Source organism: Pseudomonas sp. 09C 129, assembly GCF_002843625.1.
Lineage (GTDB): Bacteria > Pseudomonadota > Gammaproteobacteria > Pseudomonadales > Pseudomonadaceae > Aquipseudomonas > Aquipseudomonas chlororaphis.
In genome coordinates this window covers 4,970,972-4,997,942 of sequence record NZ_CP025261.1, presented here as the reverse complement: position 1 = coordinate 4,997,942, position 26,971 = coordinate 4,970,972, and the positions used below count along the sequence as shown (strand labels likewise).

At 62.2% G+C, this 26,971-nt stretch carries 27 protein-coding genes; 21 read left to right on the top strand and 6 right to left on the bottom strand.

Annotated features, from left to right (window positions below; genetic code table 11):
* Window positions 1-20 precede the first annotated feature (20 nt).
* The 4 genes from katG to CXQ81_RS22265 all read left to right on the top strand — a co-directional run bounded on the left by katG (window position 21) and on the right by CXQ81_RS22265 (window position 4,441).
* Window positions 21-2,285, top strand: coding sequence for a catalase/peroxidase HPI (gene katG / locus CXQ81_RS22280; protein WP_101338574.1), 2,265 nt, complete (start codon window positions 21-23; stop codon window positions 2,283-2,285).
* Between the two features lie 530 nt (window positions 2,286-2,815).
* Window positions 2,816-3,082 carry a hypothetical protein gene (locus CXQ81_RS22275; RefSeq protein WP_178081082.1) on the top strand — a complete coding sequence of 89 codons (267 nt, stop codon included), beginning with the start codon at window positions 2,816-2,818 and terminating at the stop codon, window positions 3,080-3,082.
* Entirely contained in the window at window positions 3,082-4,107 is a 1,026-nt protein-coding gene (locus tag CXQ81_RS31110) for a T6SS immunity protein Tli4 family protein (protein ID WP_256593412.1), read from the top strand. The genes CXQ81_RS22275 and CXQ81_RS31110 overlap by 1 nt, the downstream gene beginning before the upstream one ends.
* Before the next feature lie 73 nt (window positions 4,108-4,180).
* Window positions 4,181-4,441 carry a PAAR domain-containing protein gene (locus CXQ81_RS22265; RefSeq protein WP_101338573.1) on the top strand — a complete coding sequence of 87 codons (261 nt, stop codon included), beginning with the start codon at window positions 4,181-4,183 and terminating at the stop codon, window positions 4,439-4,441.
* A gap of 198 nt (window positions 4,442-4,639) precedes the next feature.
* On the opposite strand, the gene CXQ81_RS22260 is transcribed toward CXQ81_RS22265, so the two are convergent.
* The gene (locus CXQ81_RS22260; RefSeq protein ID WP_101339464.1) at window positions 4,640-5,533 is read right to left on the bottom strand and encodes an NAD(P)/FAD-dependent oxidoreductase; all 894 of its coding nucleotides are present in this window, start codon (window positions 5,531-5,533) and stop codon (window positions 4,640-4,642) included.
* A 106-nt stretch (window positions 5,534-5,639) separates the two neighbouring features.
* Here CXQ81_RS22260 and CXQ81_RS22255 point away from each other — a divergent pair, with 106 nt between their 5' ends.
* On the top strand, window positions 5,640-6,287 hold the full coding sequence (locus CXQ81_RS22255) for a TetR/AcrR family transcriptional regulator (protein WP_009044753.1): 648 nt from the start codon (window positions 5,640-5,642) through the stop codon (window positions 6,285-6,287).
* Between the two features lie 276 nt (window positions 6,288-6,563).
* On the opposite strand, the gene CXQ81_RS22250 is transcribed toward CXQ81_RS22255, so the two are convergent.
* A complete protein-coding gene (locus tag CXQ81_RS22250; RefSeq protein WP_101338572.1) occupies window positions 6,564-7,151 on the bottom strand; it encodes a TetR/AcrR family transcriptional regulator in 588 nt (195 codons plus the stop codon).
* Between the two features lie 147 nt (window positions 7,152-7,298).
* Here CXQ81_RS22250 and CXQ81_RS22245 point away from each other — a divergent pair, with 147 nt between their 5' ends.
* From CXQ81_RS22245 to CXQ81_RS22225, 5 genes are all read left to right on the top strand, one after another.
* Entirely contained in the window at window positions 7,299-8,399 is a 1,101-nt protein-coding gene (locus CXQ81_RS22245) for an alkene reductase (protein WP_009044751.1), read from the top strand.
* 72 nt (window positions 8,400-8,471) lie between these two features.
* Complete coding sequence (locus tag CXQ81_RS22240) at window positions 8,472-9,260, top strand: SDR family oxidoreductase (protein ID WP_101338571.1); 789 nt, start codon at window positions 8,472-8,474, stop codon at window positions 9,258-9,260.
* A gap of 47 nt (window positions 9,261-9,307) precedes the next feature.
* The gene (locus CXQ81_RS22235) at window positions 9,308-10,177 is read left to right on the top strand and encodes an alpha/beta fold hydrolase (RefSeq protein ID WP_101338570.1); all 870 of its coding nucleotides are present in this window, start codon (window positions 9,308-9,310) and stop codon (window positions 10,175-10,177) included.
* Between the two features lie 76 nt (window positions 10,178-10,253).
* Window positions 10,254-11,252: an NADP-dependent oxidoreductase gene (locus CXQ81_RS22230; RefSeq protein WP_101338569.1), complete on the top strand. Its 999-nt coding sequence runs from the start codon at window positions 10,254-10,256 to the stop codon at window positions 11,250-11,252.
* A 449-nt stretch (window positions 11,253-11,701) separates the two neighbouring features.
* Window positions 11,702-12,052, top strand: a complete 351-nt coding sequence (locus tag CXQ81_RS22225; protein ID WP_101338568.1) for a BON domain-containing protein — start codon at window positions 11,702-11,704, stop codon at window positions 12,050-12,052.
* A 193-nt stretch (window positions 12,053-12,245) separates the two neighbouring features.
* Here CXQ81_RS22225 and argC read toward each other — a convergent pair whose 3' ends face one another.
* The gene (gene argC, locus CXQ81_RS22220) at window positions 12,246-13,172 is read right to left on the bottom strand and encodes an N-acetyl-gamma-glutamyl-phosphate reductase (RefSeq protein ID WP_101338567.1); all 927 of its coding nucleotides are present in this window, start codon (window positions 13,170-13,172) and stop codon (window positions 12,246-12,248) included.
* Window positions 13,173-13,285: 113 nt separating this feature from the next.
* On the opposite strand from argC, the gene CXQ81_RS22215 reads away from it, so the two are divergent.
* The gene (locus CXQ81_RS22215; RefSeq protein ID WP_087091721.1) at window positions 13,286-14,170 is read left to right on the top strand and encodes a LysR family transcriptional regulator; all 885 of its coding nucleotides are present in this window, start codon (window positions 13,286-13,288) and stop codon (window positions 14,168-14,170) included.
* A 12-nt stretch (window positions 14,171-14,182) separates the two neighbouring features.
* On the opposite strand, the gene CXQ81_RS22210 is transcribed toward CXQ81_RS22215, so the two are convergent.
* Entirely contained in the window at window positions 14,183-14,554 is a 372-nt protein-coding gene (locus tag CXQ81_RS22210) for a PH domain-containing protein (protein ID WP_009044741.1), read from the bottom strand.
* Window positions 14,555-14,824: 270 nt separating this feature from the next.
* Between CXQ81_RS22210 and CXQ81_RS22205 the strand changes: the two genes are divergently transcribed.
* Window positions 14,825-15,241, top strand: a complete 417-nt coding sequence (locus CXQ81_RS22205; RefSeq protein ID WP_101338566.1) for a hypothetical protein — start codon at window positions 14,825-14,827, stop codon at window positions 15,239-15,241.
* 53 nt (window positions 15,242-15,294) lie between these two features.
* Here the strand turns inward: CXQ81_RS22205 and CXQ81_RS22200 are convergent, their stop codons facing one another.
* Together CXQ81_RS22200 and CXQ81_RS22195 are read right to left on the bottom strand one after the other, a co-directional pair.
* Window positions 15,295-16,557 (bottom strand): OprD family porin, encoded by a 1,263-nt coding sequence (locus tag CXQ81_RS22200; RefSeq protein ID WP_101338565.1) that lies wholly within the window; start codon window positions 16,555-16,557, stop codon window positions 15,295-15,297.
* Window positions 16,558-16,725: 168 nt separating this feature from the next.
* The gene (locus tag CXQ81_RS22195) at window positions 16,726-17,619 is read right to left on the bottom strand and encodes a LysR family transcriptional regulator (protein WP_023964142.1); all 894 of its coding nucleotides are present in this window, start codon (window positions 17,617-17,619) and stop codon (window positions 16,726-16,728) included.
* 125 nt (window positions 17,620-17,744) lie between these two features.
* Between CXQ81_RS22195 and CXQ81_RS22190 the strand changes: the two genes are divergently transcribed.
* From CXQ81_RS22190 to CXQ81_RS22150, 9 genes are all read left to right on the top strand, one after another.
* Window positions 17,745-18,872, top strand: coding sequence for a muconate cycloisomerase family protein (locus CXQ81_RS22190; RefSeq protein ID WP_162805241.1), 1,128 nt, complete (start codon window positions 17,745-17,747; stop codon window positions 18,870-18,872).
* A 32-nt stretch (window positions 18,873-18,904) separates the two neighbouring features.
* Window positions 18,905-19,195 carry a muconolactone Delta-isomerase gene (gene catC, locus CXQ81_RS22185; protein WP_007922462.1) on the top strand — a complete coding sequence of 97 codons (291 nt, stop codon included), beginning with the start codon at window positions 18,905-18,907 and terminating at the stop codon, window positions 19,193-19,195.
* Window positions 19,196-19,246: 51 nt separating this feature from the next.
* Window positions 19,247-20,176: a catechol 1,2-dioxygenase gene (catA, locus tag CXQ81_RS22180; protein WP_101338564.1), complete on the top strand. Its 930-nt coding sequence runs from the start codon at window positions 19,247-19,249 to the stop codon at window positions 20,174-20,176.
* 164 nt (window positions 20,177-20,340) lie between these two features.
* Window positions 20,341-21,297, top strand: coding sequence for an AraC family transcriptional regulator (locus CXQ81_RS22175; protein WP_101338563.1), 957 nt, complete (start codon window positions 20,341-20,343; stop codon window positions 21,295-21,297).
* Between the two features lie 440 nt (window positions 21,298-21,737).
* On the top strand, window positions 21,738-23,099 hold the full coding sequence (gene benA, locus CXQ81_RS22170) for a benzoate 1,2-dioxygenase large subunit (protein ID WP_101339463.1): 1,362 nt from the start codon (window positions 21,738-21,740) through the stop codon (window positions 23,097-23,099).
* Complete coding sequence (benB, locus tag CXQ81_RS22165; RefSeq protein WP_009044730.1) at window positions 23,099-23,587, top strand: benzoate 1,2-dioxygenase small subunit; 489 nt, start codon at window positions 23,099-23,101, stop codon at window positions 23,585-23,587. The genes benA and benB overlap by 1 nt, the downstream gene beginning before the upstream one ends.
* Window positions 23,588-23,597: 10 nt before the next feature.
* Complete coding sequence (gene benC / locus CXQ81_RS22160; protein WP_007922864.1) at window positions 23,598-24,611, top strand: benzoate 1,2-dioxygenase electron transfer component BenC; 1,014 nt, start codon at window positions 23,598-23,600, stop codon at window positions 24,609-24,611.
* Between the two features lie 58 nt (window positions 24,612-24,669).
* Window positions 24,670-25,443, top strand: a complete 774-nt coding sequence (locus CXQ81_RS22155) for a 1,6-dihydroxycyclohexa-2,4-diene-1-carboxylate dehydrogenase (RefSeq protein ID WP_101338562.1) — start codon at window positions 24,670-24,672, stop codon at window positions 25,441-25,443.
* A gap of 170 nt (window positions 25,444-25,613) precedes the next feature.
* Window positions 25,614-26,951, top strand: a complete 1,338-nt coding sequence (locus tag CXQ81_RS22150) for an MFS transporter (protein WP_053261960.1) — start codon at window positions 25,614-25,616, stop codon at window positions 26,949-26,951.
* Window positions 26,952-26,971 lie beyond the last annotated feature (20 nt).

The following is a 26,971-nucleotide window of genomic DNA, read 5'->3' as shown; positions in this document are numbered from 1 at the left end:
ACGACCAAAGGTAGCTCCTCATGGCAAACGAATCGAAATGCCCGTTCAACCATGCCGCCGGCGGTGGGGTAACCAACCGCGACTGGTGGCCGAACCAACTGAACCTGAAGATCCTGCACCAGCACTCGTCCCTGTCCGACCCCATGGGCGAGGACTTCAACTATGCCGAAGCCTTCAAGCGCCTGGATTTCCAGGCCCTGAAACAAGACCTGCATGCGCTGATGACCGACTCCCAGGACTGGTGGCCCGCCGACTTCGGCCACTATGGGCCGCTGTTTATCCGCATGGCCTGGCACAGCGCCGGGACCTACCGCGTCGGTGACGGCCGTGGCGGCGCCGGTTCCGGCCAGCAGCGTTTCGCGCCGCTCAACAGCTGGCCGGACAACGTCAGCCTCGACAAGGCGCGCCGGCTGCTGTGGCCGATCAAACAGAAGTACGGCCGCAACATCTCCTGGGCCGACCTGATCGTGCTCACCGGCAACGTCGCCCTGGAATCCATGGGCTTCAAGACCTTCGGTTTTTCCGGCGGTCGCCCGGACGCCTGGGAGCCGGACGAAGACGTCTATTGGGGCTCGGAAAACAAATGGCTGGGCGGCGACACCCGCTATGGCAAACCGGATAAAGCCGCCATGCAAGAACCCGGCGAGGGCCAATTGGTGGCCGAGCCTGGCAATGAAGAAAGCCGCACCGACCAGGGGCGCAACCTGGAAAACCCCCTGGCCGCGGTGCAGATGGGCCTGATCTATGTGAACCCCGAAGGCCCCGAGGGCAACCCGGACCCGGTGGCCGCCGGGGTAGATATCCGCGAAACCTTCGCCCGCATGGCGATGAACGACGAAGAAACCGTGGCCCTGATCGCCGGCGGCCACGCCTTCGGCAAGACCCACGGCGCCGGCCCCGCCGACAATGTCGGCGCCGAACCTGAAGCCGCCGGCCTGGAACTGCAGGGCCTGGGCTGGAAGAGCACCTTCGGCAGTGGCAAGGGCGCCGACACCATCACCAGCGGCCTGGAAGTGACCTGGACCACCACGCCCACCCGCTGGAGCAACAACTACCTGGAAAACCTGTTCGGCTTCGAGTGGGAGCTGACCAAGAGCCCGGCGGGCGCGCACCAGTGGACGCCCAAAGGTGGCGCCGGCGCCGGCATCATCCCCGATGCCCACGACCCCTCCAAGCGGCGCAACCCGACCATGCTGACCACCGACCTGGCGCTGCGCTTCGACCCGATCTACGAGCCGATCTCGCGACGCTTCCTGGCGAACCCCGATCAGCTGGCCGACGCCTTCGCCCGCGCCTGGTTCAAGCTGATCCACCGCGACATGGGCCCGCTCTCGCGCTACCTGGGCCCGGAACTGCCCCACGAAGAACTGCTGTGGCAAGACCCGATCCCCGCGGTGGATCATGCCCTGGTCAACGACAGCGATATCGCCGCACTCAAGGCCAAATTGCTGGCCTCGGGCCTGTCGGTGTCGCAACTGGTGTCCACCGCCTGGGCGGCGGCTTCCAGCTTCCGTGGCTCCGACAAACGCGGCGGCGCCAACGGCGGGCGCCTGCGCCTGGCCCCGCAAAAGGACTGGCCGGCCAACCAGCCCGAGCAACTGGCCAAGGTGCTGGCGACCCTCGAAGGGGTCCAGAAGGATTTCAACAGTGCGCAATCCGGTGGCAAGAAAGTCTCCCTGGCCGACCTGATCGTGCTCGGCGGTAGCGCCGGCATCGAACAGGCCGCGAAAAACGCCGGCCTCGACATCAGCGTGCCGTTTTCCCCAGGGCGCATGGACGCTAGCCAGGAGCAGACGGACGTCGAGTCGTTCGGCTACCTCGAACCCATCGCCGATGGCTTTCGCAACTACCTCAAGACCCGCTACGCGGTACCGGCCGAAGCGCTGCTGATCGACAAGGCGCAACTGCTGACGCTCACCGCCCCCCAAATGACGGTGCTGATCGGCGGCCTGCGCGTGCTCGACATCAACGTCGGCCACACCCCCCACGGCGTCTTCACCACACGGCCGGGCGCGCTGACCAACGACTTCTTCGTCAACCTGCTGGACATGGGCGTGGAATGGAAACCTGTCTCCGACGCCCAACAAGAGTTCGAAGCCCGCGACCGCAAGACCGGCCAGGTCAAATGGACCGGCACCCGCGTCGACCTGGTCTTCGGCTCCAACGCCCAGTTGCGGGCATTGGCCGAGGTCTATGCCAGCGCGGATGGGCAGGGGCAGTTCGTGCAGGACTTTGTCGCGGCCTGGGTCAAGGTGATGAATCTGGATCGGTTTGATCTGAGGTGAGGGGAAGCGCCTTGAGGTCTGGAAACAGGGCTCTCGACCCGATGGTTCAGGTCGGGGGCACCAGGCCGGAGGTAGGCGCCTCATAAACCATTCGGTGTTTTTGAAAGTTGCTGACGCCTCCCAGTGTGGAGGCGTTTTTTTGTCCGAGGGGAAGGTAGCGGTGACTGTTCGCGGGGTGGAGATTGCCTGGGCTCATTGGGACAGAACGGGGGATATCCATCTCTTGATAGGTGTCGATGACCTGTCCTTTCTCTGACTGCTCAAGTGCATTTGATCTGATCAGGATCAGGTTTTCCTTACGGCAATTTTGGATAATTCCTACCCCTATACCTTCGTCTCTTTGGGTATGGTGGCAAGCCTGATTTGGACGCCTGATGTGGCGGCCACAGGCCCATCAGATCGGGCGTCGAGAACATGCAAACGGTGTGAGTGCGGAGTTGACCCTCGTGCATTTTTACAAATAGGTTGCTGCCGTCAAGGATGATGAGAACGGCAGTTACAACGGTTGGTTCCGCCGTGGCCTGCCTGCTGTGGTCGAAGGTCCGCTACGGTTTGCCGTGACACAGGAGTCATCTGGCAGCGGTGGGGACGGGACCGTTCCCACCGACTCCGGACTGGCCCCCGGCAGAGCCGGCATCAAGGCCAGCTTCCGCCAGGGCGGCAAGGGCGTCGGGCAGTACAACACCGACAAAGGCTACGAATATCAAAAAAGCTACAACGACAAACGTGCCCAATGGGCCACTCTCTATGGCGTTATCAAGATTGCCCAGCATGCTGACTGGGCAGGAGGTTCATGATGCGCCTGCGTCAGCTCTTCACTGTTCTTGGCATGGTCGCCTTGACCAGTATCACCAGTTGCACATCATTTTCCTCTTCTCGGAACTCTTCCATGGACAAGACCGGATGGATCACCCATTGCTTGGGCAGATTCCTGATCGATTTGCCGCCCCAAGCGGAAGTCAGAGCGGGGTATTACTTGCGTGGGCAGGTTATTGAGCCACTAAGGGACGATCTCGCTGCATTCACGTCCAGGATCGATCAGCACGAGCAGGAGCTTAAACGGCAGCAGCATGATACGAAGGGAAGCATGTTTGTGCGCCGGTATGATCTGGGCAAAGGCTCAACCGGGATCCTGTCTTGGGCTTCCGATGCCAGTATCGAGTCGTATTACCTGTACGCCTATGCTGTTTCAGAACCTGTGTGGCAGCCTTATTACTGGAGGATTGAGATGGAGCCAGATCGCGAGCCTCGTGGCATTGAGGTCGCGAAGAACCTGGTACGCGATCTTCGCTCTCGCGAACCCAGTGAAATTCCCACCGAGCCGGGTTTTTGCATTGATCGTGGCTATATCGCAGGCAACCACTTCCAGAGCGAACGTTTCGATATCGGCGTGACTTTCCCGGATCACCCCGGCGCCCACTTCGAATTCACCTCCAGCACCGGAGCAGAAGAGAACCGTCTGCTGGATCGGGTGAGTGGTTTCCTCGCAGATGCCGCCAGGACGGTGCTGGGGATCGAGACCCTGCGCAAAAAGGAGCGTGGCGGCGCGGTTCCTGCCGACGAATACCTGTTGGCCAGTACTGACAAGGGGCAACGCATCTATACGTTCGCCTGGGAAGCTCAAGGCAAAGATGACTCGATTACCGAGCCAAACATTTCAGCCGCGCTTGGTGTACTTCAACGTAGCCCCGACAGCAACGGCAGGCTGCCAGCGCCGCCATTCAAATCAGACAAAGAAGCGCTGGCGTTCTGGGACACCATCATCGGCTCCGTCCGCCTGCGCCCGGTGTCTTCGCATGACGGTAATACAGCAGGTTCCTGAATATTTATCCTTCGGAGGGCGCAAGGCCCAAGGAGAGAGGAGTGTTTGTGAGTACAACGGAAAAGGAGCAGACATGGACATCATCCGACTCGGCGATTCCACCAGTCACGGTGGAACCGTGATCGAAGCGTTCAACCAGACCGACCTGAACGGCAAACCCATGGCCGGGGTCGGGCACAAGGTCACCTGCCCTCTATGCAAAGGTGTGTTTCCTATTGCCGAGGGCAGTGCCTTGCTGGATGTCGGCGGTGTTCCCGTGGCGCTCCATGGAATGAAAACCGCCTGTGGCGCCAGCCTGATCGCCAGCGGGCCCACAGGCGACGCCGGGAGTTAGTCAGGTAGAGGGTGGGTAGCTACACGGACTTGCCCACCCGTTTGCATTCGACCTGCCATGACATCTCCTCGTTTTGATTCGTTCTTAACTAGCGAAAGACAACCGCTCCCTACCATTGCGTCAAACTCGACGATCCGTGCTTCACCGCGCCAACCTCTGCGAAGGCGACGACGCAACCGGAGAAGGGAATCTGTGCTCTCAAACCAGCATCGACTGCTGGGCGAAGATACCCGCCATCGCGCCTTGCCATGATGCCGTGGTGACCGATGCCATGAGGGGGTTTGCCAGGTCGCCGGCAGCGTAGATGCCAGGCATGCTGGTTTCGCGGCGCTCGTCGACCTTGAGGGCGATGCCCAGGGGTGTATCGACCGTGTCGAGGCCCAGCGATTCATGCAGGCGTGCGGACGGCTTGTTGCGCGGATGGGCGAACAGGATGTCGACCGCGACAGAGGGGCCGGCGTCGAGCCTGACGGTGGCGTTATGGCTCTCGTCATGGTCGATTTCGGTGAGTCGGCCATCGACGACAGGGATGCCGCGGCGCGTCAGATCGGCCCGGATGTCGGGTGGAATGTCGTGACCATTGGCGAAGACCGTCAATGTGTCGGTCCAGTCGTGGTACAGCCTGACGTAGTTGTGCGAGGGCGGGCCGGACCAGACGAGGCCCCAATGCCGGCCGGCAACTTCAAAGCCGTCGCAATAGGGGCAGGGCACGATGGAGGAGCCCCAGCCTTCGGCAAAGCCGGGAACTTCAGGCATCTGGTCGGCGACGCCATAGCTCAGGATCAGGCGGCGCGCCCTGAGGCTTTCGCCATCGCCAGTGAGGACGGAGAAATCGTCGATGACGCCGGAGATGCTCTCGGCCCGCGCAGTGGCCAGCCTGACCGTGGGATAGCGCGCCAGCTGCTGCCGCGCCTCGGCCAGGATCTCCAGCGGTGGCTTGTGGTCGTGGCCGAGCAGGCCATGCGAGTGGTCGGCGAAGCGATTGCGCGGCAGGCCGGTGTCGAGAACGGTGACCTTGCGCCGGGCACGGCCGAGCTGCAAGGCGGCGGCAAGACCGGCAAAACTGCCGCCGATGATGATGACGTCATTCATGGTGATGGGCTCCGGGCTGTGGATGAAGGGAATCGGCTTGCACACTTAAGATACTTTGGAGTACCCTAATTCAAGAATTAGAATACTGTCAAGTACTGGAATTTTTATGAGCGAAAACAGCCAGAGCCGGCGCGGCCGGCCCGCCAACGAGGCGCTTGGCCAAACGATAGCCGACGCCGCGTGCGAACTTTTTGTGGAATTGGGTTTTCAAGCGACGACCATGGATAAGGTCGCCAAGCGGGCGAAGATATCCAAGCTAAGCATCTATCGGCACTTCGAGAACAAGGAGGCGCTGTTCAGCGCGGCCATCGCGGCCCACTGCCAGCAGTTTGCACCTCAGGCCCTTTTTGAAGGCGTCGACGGTTCGGCCGAAGATCAGCTCATGGCGGTGGGATCAACCCTGCTTCGCACGCTGTTGAGCCCGGACGTGCGCAGTGTCGAAGCCATGATCATGGCCGACAAGACCAATCAAAAGTCGTTAAGCAAGCGCCAATACGAAGCTGGCCCCGCCTATGTCATCGCCCAAATCGAGGCCCTGTTGCGTCAGTTGCACGCGAAGGCGGTTCTGAACGTGCCCGATCCTCTACGGTCAGCTCGCTTGTTTGCCGCGCTTTTCAAAGGGTCCGATCTTCTGATTATCGCGCGCTTCGATGAGGCGAGAGCCGAGGACGATAACGAAATCGAATCCTATTGCCGGTCGGCCGTCGCCATGTTCATCGCCGCGCACGGTGGCAACGACCACGCGGGCGGATAAGCATTTGATTGCTCCGGGCAGCTTGGCCTGGGCGGTCGTCCAGGCGCTTCGTCATATTGGGCTGGCGTGCGCCAATATGGTGAACAGGGCGGTGAGTTGGTTTTGATTTGAAGCTCTTTTACGTGAACCAGGAAAAAACGCCGTTTATCGCAGGTGATGAGTGGCGTTTTATTGGCTGGAAGGATGCTTTCGGCCAGAAGCGGGCATTCGTTCGTCTCGGCCAACGACGAAATGAAAGCGAGTCAGCACGTGTTGTGCGACATCCATCTATCTCCTCTACGACTGAATCTGCGATTGGCTAGGTAATGATTCGGTCATTTGTGCGTGACACACCGCCAGGATTTCATCGGCCAGCGCCGAGTCGTCAGGACAGGCGCGCGACAAGATGATCGCCCCGACCGCGCGCGCCAGCAGGTCGATCATTTTCACCCTCGCTTCACCCGGCGCCGCATCCGGCCCGGTCGGGTATTTTTCGCCGAGCGTTTGCAATGTGCGCTCGATGCCTTCGGCGAATGCCGACTTCAAATCGTCCGACTGACGCGCCGCGTCACCGCACAACGCCGCCATGGTGCAACCCGTGGCGCGCCCATCGCGATGATCCCTGGACACATACACATCGATGAAGTCCTTCACGCTCAATTCTTCGGCGCTGGCAAGTGACTGCGCAAGGCTGTTAGCCGAGGCTTCGGCCATCAGGTCCGCCTTCGAACCGAAGTGTTTGTAGAAACCGCCATGGGTGAAACCGGCGGCGGCCATCAAGTCGGCCACGCCGACACCGTCAAAACCGCGCTCGCGAAACATGACTGAGGCCGTTTCGACGATGTGCTCCCGATTTAGCTGGGCCTGAGCCTTGGACACTCGCATGGGAAATACCTCGCTACCGCTGGAAATTCATCGGCTGATGATACATAGATGTTGACCATAATCAAAATCGTTGACAGTTTGGATTTCGATCATCATCCTAATCGAAAGCGACCTGACCATTTCCCCACGGGCACGGAACAAACACCCATGAGCGACCTGAATCTGTTTACCCCTTACACGCTTGGCGCGCTGACGCTGGCGAACCGCGTGGTTCTCGCGCCACTGACGCGCAATCGCGCAGGCAAAGGCTTTGTGCCGAGTGAGTTCGCGGCTGCCTATTACAGCCAGAGGGCCAGCGCGGGCTTGCTGATTTCCGAAGCCTCGCAGATCTCGCAGCAGGGGCAGGGCTATCAGGACACCCCGGGCATTTACACGCAGCCGCAGATAGAGGGATGGCGCAAGGTGACCGATGCCGTGCACGCCAAGGGCGGGAGAATTTTCCTGCAGTTGTGGCATGTGGGCCGCGTATCCCACGTGGATCTGCAACAGCACGGCGCGGCGCCGGTAGCCCCTTCCGCGCTTCGTCCTGCGACCAAGGTGTTCGTCAACAATCGTTTCGAGGACGTTTCCGAGCCGCGAGCGCTGGAGACTGACGAACTGCCGGGCATCGTCGACGATTTCCGCCAAGCGGCGGCAAACGCCATTGCGGCAGGCTTCGACGGCGTGGAAATCCATGGTGCAAACGGCTATTTGCTGGACCAGTTCATCAAGGACGGCTCCAACCTGCGTACGGATGCGTACGGCGGCTCGATCGCCAACCGTGCGCGCCTGCTGCTGGAAGTGACGGCCGCCGTGGTCGCCGAAATTGGCGCTGATCGCACGGGCATCCGCCTTTCGCCTGTCTCGCCGGCCAATGGCATATCGAGCAGTGATCCACAGGCTCAGTTCGATTACATCGTCGAGCAACTCAATGCTCTGGACATCGTTTATCTGCACGTCGTCGAAGGCGCGACCGGTGGGCCACGCGATGTGGCGCCCTTTGATTTCGATGCCTTGCGCCGGCGCTTCAAGAACACTTACATCGCCAACAACGGCTATGACCTGGACCTGGCCACGGCACGCCTTGCGCATGACAAGGCTGACCTGATCGCCTTTGGCCGTCCATTTATCGGTAACCCTGATCTGGTGGAGCGGCTCAAGACCGGTGCGCCACTGTCCGCCTTCGACCCCACCACGCTCTACGGCGGCGGTGCGGCGGGATACATCGACTATCCGACGCTTGCCGAATCAAGCGCTGCCGCGAACTAGGCACTGGCCGATCGAGCCTGGTTTTACTCGTGCATCAATCCCAATTCATGTTCCCGAAAAAGAGCTGACATCATGACGACTCGCCCCACCGTTCTCATCACTGGCGCTTCCACCGGCATCGGCGCGGTTTACGCCGAGCGTTTCGCCCAACGCGGGCATGCTCTGGTGTTGGTCGCCCGCGACCACTCGCGCCTCGAGACGCTCGCCGCAACGTTGCGTGGCGAACACAACGTCGCCATTGAAGTGCTTCCGGCCGACCTGACTCAACTCAGCGACCTGCACATCGTCGAAGCACGCCTGCGGGATGACGAGCGCATCGGCATCCTCGTCAACAATGCCGGCGCCGCACAGTCCGGCCACTTCATCGAGCAAAGCACCGACAGCGTTGCACAACTGGTGGCCCTCAACACCACCGCGCTGGTGCGGCTTGCCAGCGCCATCGCGCCACGCCTGGCCAAGGCAGGTGAAGGCGCGATCATCAACATCGGTTCGGTGGTGGGGCTGGCGCCGGAGTTCGGCATGTCGGTCTACGGGGCGACCAAGGCGTTTGTGCTATTCCTTTCCCAAGGCCTGAGCCTGGAGCTGTCGCCGCAGGGTGTTTATGTGCAAGCCGTACTGCCCGCCGCCACCCGCACGGAGATTTGGGATCGCGCCGGTATCGACATCAACACCTTGAGCGAAATCATGGAAGTGGGTGACCTGGTCGATGCCGCACTGGTTGGCTTCGACCGTCGCGAACCGGTGACCATTCCTCCGTTGCAAGAAGGTGAGCGCTGGGATGCCTTGCAAGCCGCGCGCCAGGGGCTTTTGTCGCAGATCAGGCAATCCGCCGTGGCGCAACGCTATTTGACTCAGGTCTGAACCCTGTCGAACAGGTCGGCCTTGCCCCGCAATCGGAGGGAATAAACATGACCCCCATGGCTACCCGCAATCACCCGGCTTCGCAGCCGTCATTTATCAACGCGGTGAACCAGTCGGTTCTGATTGGCGGGATACCTTTCGCCTATCGTGACCTGGGACCCAAGACGGAGGTCCCGCTGGTCATGTTTAACCATTGGGGGGCTGTGCTGGATAACTTTGACCCCCGCATCGTCGACGGTCTGGCAAAAAACCGGCGTGTCATCGCGACCGATTACCGCGGTATCGGTGGCTCGGGTGGCGCCGCGCCATTGACCGTCGGTGAGATGGCTGACGATGCAATCGGCCTGATTCGTGCGCTGGGTTTTGACCAGGTTGACGTGCTCGGTTTTTCACTCGGCGGCTTCGTCGCTCAAGACATCGCCCTGAAAGCTCCCGAACGAGTGCGCAGATTGATCCTCACCGGAACCGGACCGGCCGGTGGCACAGGCATCGACAGCCTCGGTTCGGTGACCTGGCCCTTGATGATCAAAGGTTTGCTGACGCTGCGAGACCCCAAGTTCTATCTGTTCTTTACCAGCACGGCCAATGGCCAACGCGCCGCGTCCGAGTATCTGCAACGTTTGAAAGAGCGCCAGGAAGATCGGGACAAAGGCCCGACACCCCGCGCGTTTCTACGGCAGTTCAAAGCCATTACCGCGTGGGGCAGGCAGGCCTCGCAAGATCTCGGTCGCCTGCGGATGCCGACCCTGATCGCCAACGGTGACAACGACATCATGGTGCCCACCGTGAACTCGATCGAGCTGGCGCAGCGAATCCCCAACGCGCAACTGATCATTTATCAGGACGCCGGGCACGGCAGCATTTTCCAGTACCACACCGATTTCGTGGCCAAGGCCGTGGCGTTCCTCGACGCCTGACGGCCTGCACGTCTAATCGCATCAAGGTTGCCGTGGCCGCGCCCATTCTCACTTCACCGACAAGAGTATCTGCAACATGAAGGCATTTTTTATCGACCGCTACGGCAAGCAGGACGGAGTGCTTGGCGAAGTGCCCGACCCAGCGGTCGGTGTGCATGACGTTCTGATCCAGGTGCATGCAACGAGCGTGAACCCGTTGGACTCAAAGATCAGAACGGGGGAGTTCAAGTTGATCCTGCCCTATACCTTTCCATTGGTATTGGGCAACGACCTGGCCGGAGTTGTCGTTCGCACGGGATCGGCGGTGAAGCGATTCAAGCCAGGAGACGAAGTCTATGCCCGTCCTCCCGAGGCCCGGATCGGCACCTTTGCCGAACTGATCGCCGTGAACGAAAGCGCGCTCGCGCTGAAACCCTCGAATCTCGATATGGCCGAAGCGGCTTCCATTCCCTTGGCCGCCTTGACGGCCTGGCAGGCGCTGGTTGAGACCGCCCAGGTGAAAAAAGGCCAGAAGGTGTTGATTCATGCCGGATCCGGCGGTGTCGGCACGCTTGCCATCCAGCTCGCCAAACACCTCGGTGCCTTCGTTGCGACCACCACCAGCACGGCGAATGTCGAATGGGTGAAAGCACTCGGGGCGGATGTGGTCATCGATTACAAACAGCAGGATTTTGCAAACGAGTTACGTGATTTCGACGTGGTGTTGAACAGCCTAGGCGCCGATGTACTGGAGAACTCGCTCAAGGTTCTCAAGGCTGGCGGACAGCTCATTTCCCTTTCGGGGCCGCCGACCGCGCAATTTGCCCAAGAGCAAGGTTTGTCCTGGGTGCTGGGGCAAGTCATGCGCCTGCTGAGCAGCGGTATTCGCAGAAAAGCCCGCAAGCACGGGGTGAACTATACCTTTTTGTTTATGCGCGCCGACGGGATGCAACTGCAGAAAATCACCTCGCTTATCGAGGCTGGCGTCATCAAACCGGTCATCGATCGTTCCTTCCCTTTTGAATCGATTGCAGAGGCGTTGTGGTACGTCGAGCAGGGCAGGTCAAAAGGCAAAGTCACCGTCACAATCAAATAGCGCACTACAAAACATGTCGGTAGATAACCTAGACGCCACCCAGTATCAGGCTCCCGCGCCTGAACCAGAGTCGCCGCCCACCATGCCCACACAGGAGCCGTTGCCACCGAAAGTCGCGCCTGCAGAAAAGCCGACGATCATCTGGCGCAGTTTGCTGCTGGAGCAGTAACGAGAAGTGCTTCATTGCAATTGAAACGATGCTTGCTGCGTCACCGGCTCCCAGCAAATGGCAAGTTCGCCGAAAACCACCATTCACAAAAGGGCCATCGGACGACCAGAACCCCCGCGCACCAAGCCCCGCCAACCGCCGAACTATAATTAACAAGCACCCCATCTGCCCGGCGAGTACCGCTACGCCCATCGGTTACCCAGCAAGCTCACCCGCCTGGCAGAGGGCAGTCCAACCAATGGGACGGGACGCCCAACTGATGACACGAGAGGGACCCGCCATGAAACTTCATTCCTTCCAGCATTACTCCCATGGTCTGGAAATGGCCGTTCACGATGCATGGGTCACCACCAAGGTGAGGTCGGCCCTGACCTTTGCCGAATCGACCCGTGGTTTGCCTATCCATGTCAAAACCCATGCCGGCATGGTTACCTTGAGCGGTCGGCTCAACACCCATAAACAGTGTGAGCAGGCTGTCAGCCTGACCCGTGGGGTACACGGCGTCGCCGGCATCGATGCCAGCGATTTGCAGACCCATATGTTCACGCCGGGAAGCCTGCCCGAAGCGCCCAACGCCGAAGAGAGCAGCGAATACCCTTCGCCGTCGGCGACGAAGAGGGACGACAAATGACCAAGGCGAAGGCTTGAGCGTCGCGCCGGGAGGCCAGGGCGGCGCTGGGTTCGCTAGCCTTTTCGGCGGGGCCTCAGGAGGATCGCCAGCACGTTGAAAGCCCTGCCCGGTCGGGTGGGGCTTTCTCTCAGTTGCCAAAGGGTTGCACCCAGCCAGGCTGTATCTGACCCGTTGCAATGCGCAGGCAGTCCCTTCAGCCCAGCGCGGCCAGCATCAGATCCAGATTCTCCACCGCCGCCCCTGCCGCGCCTTTGCCCAGGTTGTCGAACACCGCCGCCAGCAACACCTGGCCCTCACCCTCGAACACCATCAAGCGCATAGCGTCGGTATCGTTCAGCGCCCGCGGATCAAGCCCCGTGAGTTCTTGTGCCTGCCGAAGCGACATCACCTGCACACAACCGCTGCCGACGTAGTGCTGTTCCAGGCAGGCATGAATGCGCGCGGCATCCACGCCGGGCGCGAGCAGGCGCAGCTGTAGAGGAATGGTCAGCACAATGCCCTGGCGAAACGCACCGTAGGCCGGGACGAACAGCGGCCGTTCGCTCAGGCCACTGTGTTGCTGGATTTCCGGCACATGCTTGTGGGCCAGACCCAGGCCATAGACCTGGAAAGGGGCGGCTTGGGAAGCATTCGGGCTTTCGTGGGCTTCGACCGCAGCGCGGCCGCCACCGGAGTAACCGGAGATGGCGTTGATGCTGATCGGGTAGTCCTTCGGCAGCAGTCCGGCTTGCAGCAAGGGGCGCAGCAGGCCGATGGCGCCAGTGGGGTAGCAGCCGGGGTTGCTCACCCGTTTGGAGGTGGCGATGCGCTGTGCCTGTTGCGGGTGCATTTGCGCGAAGCCATAGGTCCAGTGGGGGTGGGTGCGGTGCGCCGAGCTGGCGTCGATCACCCGCACGGCCGGGTTGCGGATGCTGGCGACGGCGTCGCGGGCGGCGGCGTCGGGCAGGCAGAGCAGGGCGATGTCGCAGGCGTTGATGGCTTCGGCGCGACGTTGCGGGTCTTTGCGCTGGTCGGCGGCGAGGGTCAGCAGGTGCAGGTCGCTGCGGCCTTGCAGGCGCTGGTGGATCTGCAACCCGGTGGTGCCCTGGTCGCCGTCGATAAATACGAGGGGTGTGCTCATGCTGTGTGCTCGCAAGCGGGAATAGATTGGGCAAATCTTCCGGCTGAAGCTGAAATAGAGAAAGTTGAATTTAATAACGCTAAGATTCAGTTTTTCTGAATCTGGAGCAGGCCATGCGTGAGATCAGCCTCGACCGGCTGCGCACCCTGGTGGCGATTGTCGACCTGGGGTCCTTTGCCGAAGCGGCCCGCGCGCTGAACCTGGCGCCGCCCACGGTCAGCCTGCATATCGCCGACCTGGAGGCGCGGGTGGGCGGCTCGCTGTTGTCGCGCACCCGCGGTCGGGTGCAGCCGTCGGCCATTGGCGAAACCCTGGTGGAACGGGCGCGGCGGCTGTTGGCCGATGCCGAGCAGGCGCTGGAGGATGTGCAGCGCCAGGTGCTGGGCCTGGCCGGGCGGGTGCGCCTGGGGGCGTCCACCGGGGCCATTGCCCAATTGCTGCCCCAGGCCCTGGAAACCCTTGGCCAACGCCATCCGGGCATCGACCTGCAGGTGGCGGTACTGACCTCCCAGGAGAGTTTGAAGAAGCTCGCCGAAGGTTCGCTGGATATTGGCCTGGTGGCCTTGCCGCAAACCCCGGTCAAGGGTTTGCGCATCGAGCCCTGGCGCAAGGACCCGGTCATGGCTTTCCTGCCGGCCCGCTGGCAATGCCCCGATCCGGTGACGCCGCAATGGCTGGCCGCCCAGCCGCTGATCCTCAACGACCACAGCACCCGGTTGTCGCGCCTGACTTCGGAATGGTTCGCCCTGGGCGGCCAGCAGCCCACGGCGCGCATCCAGCTCAACTACAACGACGCGATCAAGAGCCTGGTGGCCGCCGGTTATGGCGCCACCTTGCTGCCCCACGAAGCCGCCACGCCGCTGCCCGACACCCGGATCGCCATGCGCCCGTTGCAGCCGCCGCTGTGGCGCCAGCTGGGCATTGCCCATCGGGACGGCGACGTGGAGCGCTCGACCCAGCATGTGCTGGAGGTGCTGTGGGGGCTGAGCGCCGATTGATAACGGAGAGCCTTAGCCCAGCAGGTGCCTGGAAATGTGCTTCGAGATTTCCACCATCGAAGTCTTGCCGGTGAACTCGAACTTCACCTGGCCCAGCGATGAAAAGTAGATCTCCAGCTCGGAGTCCAGGTCGAAGGTGCCGGAGGTTTCCACCGAGTAGGCAACGATGTTTTTGTAGGGCAGGGAGGTGAAATCCTTTTTGCTGCCGGTGATGCCCTGCACGTTGACCGCGATGATGCGCTTGTTGGTAAACACCACGCCGTCGCGCATGGCTTTATAGGCATCGATCACCTGCTCGCCTTCCAGCAGCAGGTCGCTGACCCGCTCGGCGTATTCGTCGTTTTGCTTGAGCTTGAAGAAGCCTTTGTTGTTGAAGTCGATCATGGGGAGCGTCCTTATTTTTGAAGTAATATTCCAGGTTTTTGCTAGCTGTTAAGGCGTATCGGACCCGGCTCAGGTTCCATCGCCGCTTGGGTACAGCGTTATACCAAGAGTTTGCTGGTAGCAGATACCAGTTAAGGCGATGTCTCTGATGGCCTTTGAATTATTCTGATCGACTTTTAACTGGAATTAATAATTCATGAGGTAGCTACTACTTTGGATTGCACATGATTCTCGGCATCACTGGAAGAGCAACTATTAGGAACTGAAAGGATGAAACGGATTTTAGCGGTATGGCTGTTGATTGCCGGCAACATGGGGAGTGTTGCCTATGCTGGGGGCGATATTACAGCGGCCCGGCAGTCGTTGAAGAATTACGGCCTTGGCTATTGCATCGTTAATCAGTTCAAAAATGAGTCCGATGTGAAGAGCGATATAGAGTCGGCTATTGGCGCCTATTCCTTCATGGGGAGTGGTATGCACACCATTCTTCAGAATGAAGATACCCTGGAGACTCTGCATAATCCTTATGATGCAACGACGAATTTTGTATTCTCCATGTATGAGAAAACCCAAGCCAGTAGCAAATATACGGATAAGAAAGTCGTGTTTTATGCCTGCCTCGATATCTATAACTCCAAGGCACTCGACGACTTTATCAAGATACAGGACCCGTACATTACACAATGATGGGTAAAGAACTGGCCGAGCGCGATATCCCATATCGCGCTCGCCACCCTGCCTTAAAACAACTTCCAGCTATAACTCAGCAACAACCGGTTCTCATTGATATCGGTCCGATAATTCGAGCGCGCCAGCACATTGCGCACCTTGATCCCCAGCCCGCCCAACGGGCCGGACTGGATCACGTAACCGATATCCAGGTCGCGCTCCCAGTCCTTGCCTTCATAACCCTTGCCGGTGTCGACGTTGTCGCCGCGGATGTAACGCACGGTGCTGGTCAGGCCGGGCAGGCCGCGGGCGGCGAAGTCGTAGTCGTAGCGCAGTTGCCAGGAGCGTTCGTCGGTGTAGGCGAACTCGTAGGTGGGCACTTCGTTGCCCAGCGGGGTGATGTTGGCGAAGACCCGGGGAAAGGCGCTGTCGCCGAACATGCCCTGGTAGCCGACATAAAAGGTGTGGCCACTGCGCTTGGCCGATAGCAGGGAGAAGAAGGCCTGGTTGTCGATGGCGCCGAGCAGCTGTTTGCCGTCTTCTTCGCTGTCGTAGTAGCCGAGGTTGGCGCCGAGTATCCAGTTGCCCAGCGGCTGGCTGTGTTTCAGGCCGAGGAAGCGCTGGTGGTAGATGTCTTCCAGCTGGCCGTACCAGGCGCTGAGGCTGCTGCGTTTGTCGTTGAAGGCGTAGTCGGCGCCGGCGTAGTTGAAGGCGTCGCTGCTGACGGCGCGTTTCGGTACGTGGCCGAGCATGGCTTGCAGTTTGCCGTCGCCGGATTCGTTGCGCAGGCTGGTGGAGCGCAGGCGGCCGCCTTGCAGGGTCAGGCCGTCGATGTCGTTGGAGACGATGCTCGCGCCCTGGTAGGACGGCGGCAGCAGGCGGATGTCGCTGAAGCTGAGTACCGGCAGGTTGGGTTGCAGTTCGCCGATGCGCAGCTCGCTTTTTGCCAGGCGCAGTTTCAGTGCCAGGCCGAGGCGGCTGTAGTTGTCGGCGGCTTCGCCATCCTCCTGCACCGGCAGTAGGCCGCTGTTGACCCGGCCCTTGCCGCTGTCGAGCTTGAGCCCCAGGGTGCCGATGGCATCCAGGCCTAGGCCTAGGGTGCCGGGGGTGTAGCCGGACTTGAGGTTGAGGATAAAACCCTGGGCCCATTCCTGGGCCATGGACTGCTCGGTGCCGCGGATATCCGAATAGTCGCGGCTGAAGAAGTAGTTGCGGGCCTGGAGGGTGGCGGTGGCGTCCTTGATAAAACCGCCTTCTGCGGCCAGCAGCGGCTGGGGCGCGCTCAGGCACACCGCGCTGGTGCCCAGCGCGGCGAGGGTCTTTGCAGGTTTCATTGCTTTTACTCTTATTGTTATGGAAAGCAGTTCACTGCCCGGCAGGCTAGGGGCGGGTGTGGGGCGGGTGCTATCCATTGCCTGCAGACCTGTATCCCTTTTCTGCAGGTGCGCTTTTTTGCGGTAAGGGGAGGTGGGCGCAACCGCGAGTCGGCTGCGCGCGAGGAGTCAGGCGTCGGGGTGTTCGGCGCGCAGTTCGTCGATCATCCGCAAGCAGTGGCTGAGCCCCGCCGACACGTCGCCGACCCGCCGGCTGATGATGATCGGCGAGGTGGCGTTGGCTTCCAGCAGCGGGCTGAAGCCGATGTCGTCGCGGTGCAGCAATTGCACCGAGGCCGGCACCAGGGTGATGCCGATGCCGGCGCCCACCAGGCCGATGGCGGTCTGCAGTTCGTTGGTCCACTGCACGATGCGGATGTTCAGGCCGTGGGTGTTGAACAGCGCGATCACATGGTCGGCGTAGCTCGGGCGCGGGTTGCCGGGGTAGAGCACGAAAGGCTCGTCGGCCAGTTGCGCGAGGCTCACCGGCTGGCCGATCAGCGGATGGCCGGCGGGCAGGGCGGCCACCAGGCGATCCTCGGTCTGCACCTTCTGCACGATGGCCGGGTCGTCGATGCGGATCCGCCCGAAGCCGATATCGATGCGCCCGGCCTTGAGCGCTTCCACCTGTTGCAGGGTGGTCATTTCCGACAGCCCCAGTTCCAGGGCCAGGGTCTCGTGGCTGCGCAGGCGGCGGATCAGTTCCGGCAGCAGGCCGTACAGGGTCGAGGGGGCAAAGCCGATGCCGAGCCAGGTCTTTTCGCCGTGGCCGATGCGCCGGGTGTTGTCGCAGACCTTGGCCAACTGCTCCAGCAGCACGCTGGAATGCTCATAGAAAAAGCGCCCGGCTTCGGTCAGGCGCAAGGGCCGGCCGCGCTCCAGCAACAACACCCCGAGTTCTTCTTCCAGTTGCTGGATCTGCCGGCTCAGGGGCGGCTGGGCGATGTGCAGGCGCTCGGCGGCCTTGGTGAAGTTGAGGGTCTGGCCCAGCACCTGGAAGTAACGCAGATGACGCAGTTCCATAAGGCCTCCGCGGGCAAAGGTTGGATACCTTCAAGGTATCGAGCCAGACCAATTCTATATTGGAACCCCGGAAAAAGCCGTACGAGAATCGGTTCCATAACTTCAAGAACCTGATGGGTATGGAAATGCTTTCAAGTGCCATTGAATCGATCGAAACGATCATTGTCGATCTGCCCACCATCCGCCCGCACAAGCTGGCGATGCACACCATGCAGAACCAGACCCTGGTGCTGATCCGCCTGCGCTGCGCCGACGGCATCGAAGGCCTGGGCGAAGCCACCACCATCGGCGGCCTGGCCTATGGCAATGAAAGCCCGGACAGCATCAAGACCAATATCGACCGCTTCTTCACGCCGCTGCTGCTCGGCCAGGACGGCGCCAATATTAATGCCGCCATGCAGCGCCTGGAGCGCAGCATTCGCGGCAACACCTTCGCCAAATCCGGCATCGAAAGCGCCTTGCTCGACGCCCAGGGCAAACGCCTGGGGCTGCCGGTCAGCGAACTGCTCGGCGGCCGGGTGCGCGACGCCTTGCCAGTGGCCTGGACCCTGGCCAGCGGCGACACCGCCAAGGACATCGCCGAAGCGGAAAAGATGCTCGACCTGCGCCGCCACCGCATCTTCAAGCTGAAGATCGGCGCCGGCGAGGTGGACCGCGACCTGGCCCATGTGATCGCGATCAAGAAGGCCCTGGGCGACCGCGCCAGCGTGCGTGTCGACGTCAACCAGGCCTGGGACGAAGCGGTGGCGGTGCGTGCCTGCCGGGTGCTGGGCGGCAACGGCATCGACCTGATCGAACAGCCGATCTCGCGCAACAACCGCGCCGGCATGGTGCGCCTGAACGCCATCAGCCCGGCGCCGATCATGGCCGACGAATCCATCGAATGCGTGGAAGACGCCTTCAACCTGGCCCGCGAAGGCGCGGCCTCGGTGTTCGCCCTGAAGATCGCCAAGAACGGCGGCCCGCGCGCGGTACTGCGCACCGCGGCGATCGCCGAGGCGGCGGGTATCGGCCTGTACGGCGGCACCATGCTCGAAGGCGGTATCGGCACCCTGGCGTCGGCCCATGCCTTCCTGACCCTCAATACCTTGAGCTGGGACACCGAACTGTTCGGCCCGCTGCTGCTGACCGAGGACATCCTCGCCGAGCCGCCGCTGTACCGCGATTTCCAGCTGCACGTATCCCGGGCGCCGGGCCTCGGCCTGAGCCTGGACGAGGAGCGCCTGGCGTTCTTCCGCCGCGACCAAGCCTGAACTGCCATTCATCACGTCTTAAGGAGAGCACCATGCTGTTCCACGTCAAAATGACCGTGAACCTGCCGGTCGACATGAACCCCGAGCGCGCCGCCCAGCTCAAGGCCGACGAAAAGGCCCTGGCCCAGCGCCTGCAAGAGCAGGGCAAGTGGCGGCACCTGTGGCGCATCGCCGGCCTGTATGCCAACTACAGCGTGTTCGACGTCGACAGCGTGCAGGAACTGCACGACCTGCTGATGCAACTGCCGCTGTACCCGTACATGGCTATCGAAGTGAACGCGCTGTGCAGGCATCCTTCGTCCATTCGTGCGGATGACCGCTGAGCCCGCGCCAGCCTGCTCCACACTCTAATAAATACAAGATGAGGAATAACCATGAACGTCCGAATTTCCCACACTGCCAGCGCCCAGAAATTTCTCGAAGAAGTCAGCGGCCAGTTCAACGATCAGGGCAACCCACGCACCAAGGCCCTGGTGTACCGCATCCTGCGTGACACGGTGAACATCATCGAGGACCTCGATGTGACCCCGGAAGAGTTCTGGAAGGCGGTCAACTACCTCAACGTGCTCGGCGCGCGCCAGGAAGCCGGGCTGCTGGTGGCCGGCCTGGGCCTGGAGCACTACCTGGACCTGCTGATGGACGCCGCCGACGAACAGGCCGGCAAGACCGGCGGCACCCCGCGCACCATCGAAGGCCCGCTGTACGTGGCCGGCGCGCCGCTGAGCCAGGGTGAAGCGCGCCTCGACGATGGCGTCGATCCGGGTGTGGTGCTGTTCATGCAGGGCCAGGTGCGCAACACCGCCGGCGAACCGCTGGCCGGGGCCATTGTCGATGTCTGGCACGCCAACACCGGCGGCACCTATTCCTACTTCGACACCACCCAGTCCGAGTTCAACCTGCGTCGGCGCATCGTCACCGATGCCGAAGGCCGCTACCGTTTTCGCAGCATCGTGCCTTCGGGCTACGGCTGCCCACCGGACGGTCCGACCCAGCAGTTGCTCGACCAGTTGGGCCGCCACGGCCAGCGTCCGGCGCATATCCACTTCTTCATCTCGGCCGATGACCACCGTCACCTGACCACCCAGATCAATCTCGATGGCGACGAATACCTGCACGATGATTTCGCCTACGCCACCCGTGACGAACTGATCGCCAAGATCACCTTCAGCGACGATCAGCAGCGTGCGGCGCAGCATGGGGTCAGCGGGCGTTTCGCCGAGATCGACTTCGACTTCACCCTGCAGTCGTCGGCCCAGCCCGAAGAACAGCAGCGCCTGGAGCGGGTGCGAGCGCTGGAGGACTGACAGCGCGGCAGATCCCGATTCGGGGCCACGGGATAACGTGAGTGATCCCGTGGTTTTTGCCGTTGTGAGCCGTGGTCGAAGTCTTGCGTGATGGGCCAGCGGTGGCGAACGATCACCGCCCGGCAATAACAATCCCAATAACAAAAACGGGGAGTGACCCGCTTATGGAAACCCATCTGTTGAGTGAGCGCAGCCGGGTATTCGCCCAGGCCGATCCCTACGCTGTGTCCGGCTATGTCAACCAGCATGTGGGCAGCCACTGCATCCGTTTGCCCAAGGCCGGCAGCCCCCAGGCCAGCCTCAATCATCGGCAGTTCGCCAGCCTTGACCTGTGCTCGATCAGCTACGGCGGCAGCGTGCGCGTCACCTCGCCGGCGCTGGAAACCATCTACCACCTGCAAGTGTTGCTACGCGGCCACTGCCTGTGGCGCGGCCATCGCCAGGAGCATTACTTCGCCCCCGGCGAGCTACTGCTGATCAACCCTGACGATCCGGTGGACCTGACCTACTCCGACGATTGCGAGAAATTCATCATCAAGGTGCCCACCCGCCTGCTGGAGTCGGTGTGCGATGAGCAGCGCTGGCTGTATCCGGGGCAGGGCGTGCGCTTTGTGGGCAACCGCTACCAGTTGGATGAGCTGGAAGGTTTTATCAACCTGCTGAACGTGGTCTGCCGCGAAGCCGAAGCCGCCGAATGCATCCCCCGGGTGCAGGAGCATTACGCGCAGATCGTTGCGAGCAAGATGCTCAGCCTGATGAAGACCAACATCCGGCGGGTGGGCCTGGGCTCGTCGTCGGCGACCTTCGAGGCCATCGCCGACTACATCGAGCGCAACCTCAAGCAGGACATCGGCTGCGAAGAGCTGGCGCAACAGGCGCAGATGAGCCTGCGTTCGCTCTATGCGCTGTTCGAGCGCAACGCCCGCACCACGCCCATGCGCTACATCCGCCAGAAGAAACTCGAGCGGATCCACGCCTGCCTGCGCGACCCCGGCTGCAACGTGCGCAACATCACCGAACTGGCCATGGACTTCGGTTTCCTGCACCTGGGACGCTTCTCGGAAAGCTACCGCAAACAGTTCGGCGAACTGCCTTCCGACACCCTCAGACGCCGGCCTTGACCCGCCCATGCTTCTGTAGGAGCGGCCGGTCGACGTTCGATTGCCGGCGATGGCGAACGACGCGCAGGCGTCTGATCCGACGCCCTCGCGAGCAAGCTTCGCTCCTACAGAAGCTGTGTCCGCCACGTCATCCCCGATTCCTCGTAGCCGCTGCCGAGCCCGCGAGGCTGCGATCGACTGCGTAGCAGTCGCAAAACCTGAAACCGTATTCGCTCTGGATAAATGCGCGGCCCGAGTAGCGGCCGCTACGTCGGAATGCCGCCCAACCCGATCGCAGCCTCGCAGGCTCGGCAGCGGCTACAGCAGCGGCTACCCATGTAGGACTTGCCCTACAAAACTCTGCAGAAAACGGATAGTGGTCTGCACGCAACGGATATTGCCCCCGCACACCCCGCCCTAGCATGAGCCTTGCCTGAATAAAAACAATGGAGGCGGCGGCCATGACCCTGCGACCCGAATACCTTCACTCCCTGCTTGAAGAAGACCGTGACCGGGGCGTCTACCGCTGCAAGCGGGAGATGTTCACTGACCCCCGGCTGTTCGACCTGGAAATGCAACACATCTTCGAGGGCAACTGGCTGTACCTTGCCCACGAGAGCCAGATCCCCAACAACAACGACTACTACACCACCACCATGGGCCGGCAGTCGGTGTTCATCGCGCGCAACAAGGACGGCGAACTCAATGCCTTCCTCAATGCTTGCAGCCACCGCGGCGCCATGCTCTGCCGGCACAAGACCGGCAACAAGTCGTCCTACACCTGCCCGTTCCACGGCTGGACCTTCAACAACTCCGGCAAGCTGCTCAAGGTCAAGGACCCGGCCGCCGCGGGTTACCCCCCGAGCTTCAACTGCGAAGGCTCCCACGACCTGACCCGGGTCGCGCGCTTCGAGTCCTATCGCGGCTTCCTGTTCGGCAGCCTCAACCCCGACGTGCTGCCCCTGGTGGAGCACCTGGGCGAGTCGGCGAAGATCATCGACATGATCGTCGACCAGTCCGCCGACGGCCTGGAAGTGCTGCGCGGTTCCTCGAGCTACATCTACGAAGGCAACTGGAAGCTCACCGCGGAAAACGGCGCCGACGGCTACCACGTAAGCTCGGTGCACTGGAACTACGCGGCCACCCAGAGCCAGCGCAAGCAGCGCGAAGCCGGGGAAGCGATCAAGACCATGAGCGCCGGCAGCTGGGCCAAGCAGGGCGGCGGTTTCTATTCCTTCGACAAGGGCCACATGCTGCTCTGGACCCGCTGGTCCAACCCCGAGGACCGCCCGCTCTACGAGCGTCGTGATGAGCTGGCCCGGGACTTCGGCCAGGCCCGCGCCGACTGGATGATCGAGAACTCGCGCAACCTGTGCCTGTACCCCAACGTCTACCTGATGGACCAGTTCAGCTCGCAGATCCGCATCGCCCGGCCGATCTCGGTGGACCGCACCGAAATCACCATCTACTGCATCGCGCCCAGGGGCGAAAGCGACGAAGCCCGGGCCATGCGCATCCGCCAGTACGAGGACTTCTTCAACGTCAGCGGCATGGCCACCCCGGACGACCTGGAGGAATTCCGTTCCTGCCAGATGGGCTATCAGGGCTGCAACAGCGCCTGGAACGACATGTCCCGCGGCGCCGAACACTGGGTCGAGGGCGCGGACGACGCGGCCCGGGAAATCGACCTGCAACCGATCCTCAGCGGCGTGCGTACCGAAGACGAAGGCCTGTTCGTGATGCAGCACAAGTACTGGCAGCAAACCATGCTCGAGGCGGTGGCCGCCGAAGCTGCGCGAACCATTGCCGTGGAGGCTGTGTGATGAGCATTTCCCATGACACCGTGCGCGATTTTCTCTACCGCGAAGCGCGCTACCTGGACGACAAGGACTGGGACAGCTGGCTGGAACTCTATGCCGCCGACGCGACCTTCTGGATGCCGTCCTGGGACGACAACGACGAACTCACCGAAGACCCGCAGCGGGAAATCTCGCTGATCTGGTACGGCAGCCGCTGCGGCCTGGAAGACCGGGTGTTCCGGATCAAGACCGAGCGCTCCAGCGCGAGCATTCCCGACACCCGCACCTCACACAACCTGAGCAACATCGAGCTGCTGGAGCAGGCCGACGGCCTGTGCAAGGTGCGCTGCAACTGGCACACCCTGAGCTTTCGCTACAAGACCGTCGACAGCTACTTCGGCACCAGCTTCTACACCCTCGATGTGCGCGGCGAGACCCCGCGGATCCTGGCCAAGAAGGTCATCCTGAAGAACGATTACGTTCGTCAGGTCGTCGATGTCTACCACCTCTGAGGCGACCGCCATGACTCATCACATCGCACTCAATTTCGAAGACGGGGTGACCCGCTTCGTCGCCGCCAACGCCGGCGAAACCGTGGCCGATGCCGCCTACCGCCAGGGCATCAATATCCCCCTGGACTGTCGCGACGGCGCCTGCGGCACCTGCAAGTGTTTCGCCGAAGCCGGGCGCTACGACCTGGGCGAGGAATACATCGACGACGCGCTGACCGCGGCTGAAGCCGAGCAGGGCTTCGTGCTGACCTGCCAGATGCGCGCCTTGAGCGACTGCGTGGTGCGGGTGCCGGCTTCGTCGCAGGTTTGCCGCACCGCCCAGGCCACCTTCGACGCCACCATCAGCGCGGTGCGCCAGCTATCCGACAGCACCATCGCCCTGTCGATCAAGGGCGAGGCCCTGAGCAAGCTGGCGTTTCTGCCGGGGCAATACGTCAACCTCGGCGTGCCCGGCAGTGAGCAGACCCGGGCCTATTCCTTCAGCTCGCTGCAGCGCGACGGCGAGGTCAGCTTCCTGATCCGCAACGTGCCGGGCGGCCTGATGAGCAGCTTCCTCACCGGCCTGGCGAAAGCCGGTGACCCCATGAGCCTGGCCGGGCCCCTGGGCAGCTTCTACCTGCGCGATATTCGCCGGCCGCTGTTGCTGCTGGCCGGGGGCACCGGGCTGGCGCCGTTCACCGCGATGCTGGAGAAAATCGCCGAGCAGGGCAGCGAGCATCCGCTGCACCTGATCTACGGGGTGACCAACGATTTCGACCTGGTGGAAATGGATCGCCTGGAAGCCTTCGCCGCGCGCATCCCCAACTTCAGCTTCAGCGCCTGCGTGGCCAACCCCGAGAGTCGCCACCCGCTCAAGGGCTACGTGACCCAGCATATCGAGCCCAGGCACCTGAACGACGGCGATGTGGATGTGTACCTGTGCGGCCCGCCGCCGATGGTCGAGGCGGTGAGCCAGTTCATTCGCGAGCAGGGCATCGCCCCGGCCAATTTCTACTACGAAAAATTCGCCGCCAGCGCGGCCTGACAGCCCCCGCTCCTACAGATGAAGGGGGGGCGTCGGTACATTGGCATGAGGTTTTGAGATGAGCAGATTCGAGGAAAAAGTCGCCCTGGTCACCGGGGCGGCGCAGGGCATTGGCCGGCGGGTCGCCGAGCGCCTGGCCGAGGAGGGCGCGCGGGTGGTGCTGGTGGATCGCTCCGAGCTGGTGTTCGAGTTGCAGGCCGAGCTGGCCCCCAGGTTCGAGGTGCTGGCGCTGACCGCCGACCTTGAGCAGTACGCCGAATGCAGCCGGGCGATGGCCGCGGCCGTCGAGCGTTTCGGGCGCATCGACGTGCTGGTCAACAACGTCGGCGGCACCATTTGGGCCAAGCCGTTCGAGCACTATGCAGAGCAGCAGATCGAAGCCGAAGTGCGTCGTTCGCTGTTCCCCACCTTGTGGTGCTGCCACGCGGCGCTGCCGTACATGCTGGAGCAGGGCAGCGGCGCCATCGTCAATGTGTCGTCCATCGCCACCCGCAGCATCAACCGCGTGCCCTATGGCGCGGCCAAGGGCGGGGTGAATGCCCTGACCGCCTGCCTGGCGTTCGAGACCGCCGGGCGCGGGGTGCGGGTCAACGCCACCGCCCCCGGCGGCACCGAAGCGCCGCCACGGCGCATTCCGCGCAACAGCGCCGAGCAGAGCGCCGAGGAACAGGTCTGGTACCAGCAGATCGTCGACCAGACCGTCGACAGCACCCTGATGAAACGCTACGGCACCATCGACGAGCAGGCCGCGGCGATCCTGTTCCTGGCCTCCGACGAGGCGTCCTACATCACCGGCCTGGTCATGCCGGTAGGCGGTGGCGACCAGGGCTGAAGTATCAGGCGTCATTGAAAATTGCACCCTGACCGTAGGAGCGAGGCTTGCCCGCGATGGCGTCCGGCCTGGCACACCGCAGCGCTCCAATCGCGGGCAAGCCTCGCTCCTACAGGACTGCGCAAACGCACATCCGGTTTCTCATAAAACAACAACAAGAGTCAGATGCCATGCGAAACATAGACAGCAATCAATTGATCGACGGGGCACGCTTCAATGCCTTCCACTGGCGCGTGCTGTTCTGGTGCGCGCTGATCATCATCTTCGACGGCTACGACCTGGTGATCTACGGCGTAGTGCTGCCGGTGCTGATGCAGGAGTGGGGCCTGAGCCCGCTGCAGGCCGGGGCGCTGGGCAGTTATGCGCTGTTCGGCATGATGTTCGGCGCGCTGTTTTTCGGCACGCTGTCGGAGCGCATCGGCTGCAAGAAAGTCATCGCCATCTGCGTGGTGCTGTTCAGCGGTTTCACCCTGCTCAACGGCTTCACCACCACGCCCACCCAGTTCGGCATCTGCCGCTTTATCGCCGGCCTCGGCATCGGCGGGGTGATGCCCAACGTGGTGGCGCTGATGAACGAATACGCGCCGAAGAAAATCCGCAGCACCCTGGTGGCGATCATGCTCAGCGGCTACTCGGTGGGCGGCACGCTGTCCGCCGGCCTGGGCATCGTGCTGCTGCCGAATTTCGGCTGGCAGGCGGTGTTCTATGTGGCGGCGATCCCGTTGTTGCTGTTGCCGCTGATTCTCAGATTCCTGCCCGAATCCCTGGGCTTCCTGCTGCGCCAGGGCCGGGACGACGAAGCGCGCCAGGTGCTGCAATGGGTCGAGCCGGGCTTCGTCGCGCAACCCGGCGACTCGTTCGTCAAGGCTAACCTCAAGACCGCCGGCGCACCTGTGGTGCAGCTGTTCCGCGAAGGCCGGGCGCTGAGCACCCTGATGCTCTGGGTGGTGTTCTTCTGCTGCCTGCTGATGGTCTACGCGCTCAACTCCTGGCTGCCCAAGCTGATGGCCAGCGCCGGTTACAGCCTGGGCTCGAGCCTGATGTTCCTGCTGGTGCTGAACCTCGGGGCGATTTTCGGCGCCGTGGGCGGCGGCTGGATCGGCGATCGCCTGCAGCTGCAAAAGGTCCTGGTGGCGTTTTTTATCGTGGCTGCGGTGTCTATCAGCCTGCTCGGCTTCAAGAGCCCGCACGGGTTGCTGTACGCCCTGATCGCGATTGCCGGGGCCACCACCATCGGCACGCAGATCCTGGCCTTCGCCTGTGTCGCCCAGTTCTATCCGGTGACGATCCGCTCCACCGGCATTGGCTGGGCCTCGGGGATCGGCCGCAGCGGGGCCATTGTCGGGCCGCTGCTGGGCGGTGCCTTGGTGAGCATCGAGCTGCCGCTGCACTATAACTTCATGGCCTTTGCCATTCCGGGGGCGGTGGCGGCGCTGGCGATGTGTTTCGTCTACCCGCGGCCCGCCAAGGCGCTGCCGGTCAGCCAGGCCAGCGCGCCGTCCCTGTAGCTGGGGCCATGACCGGTGCG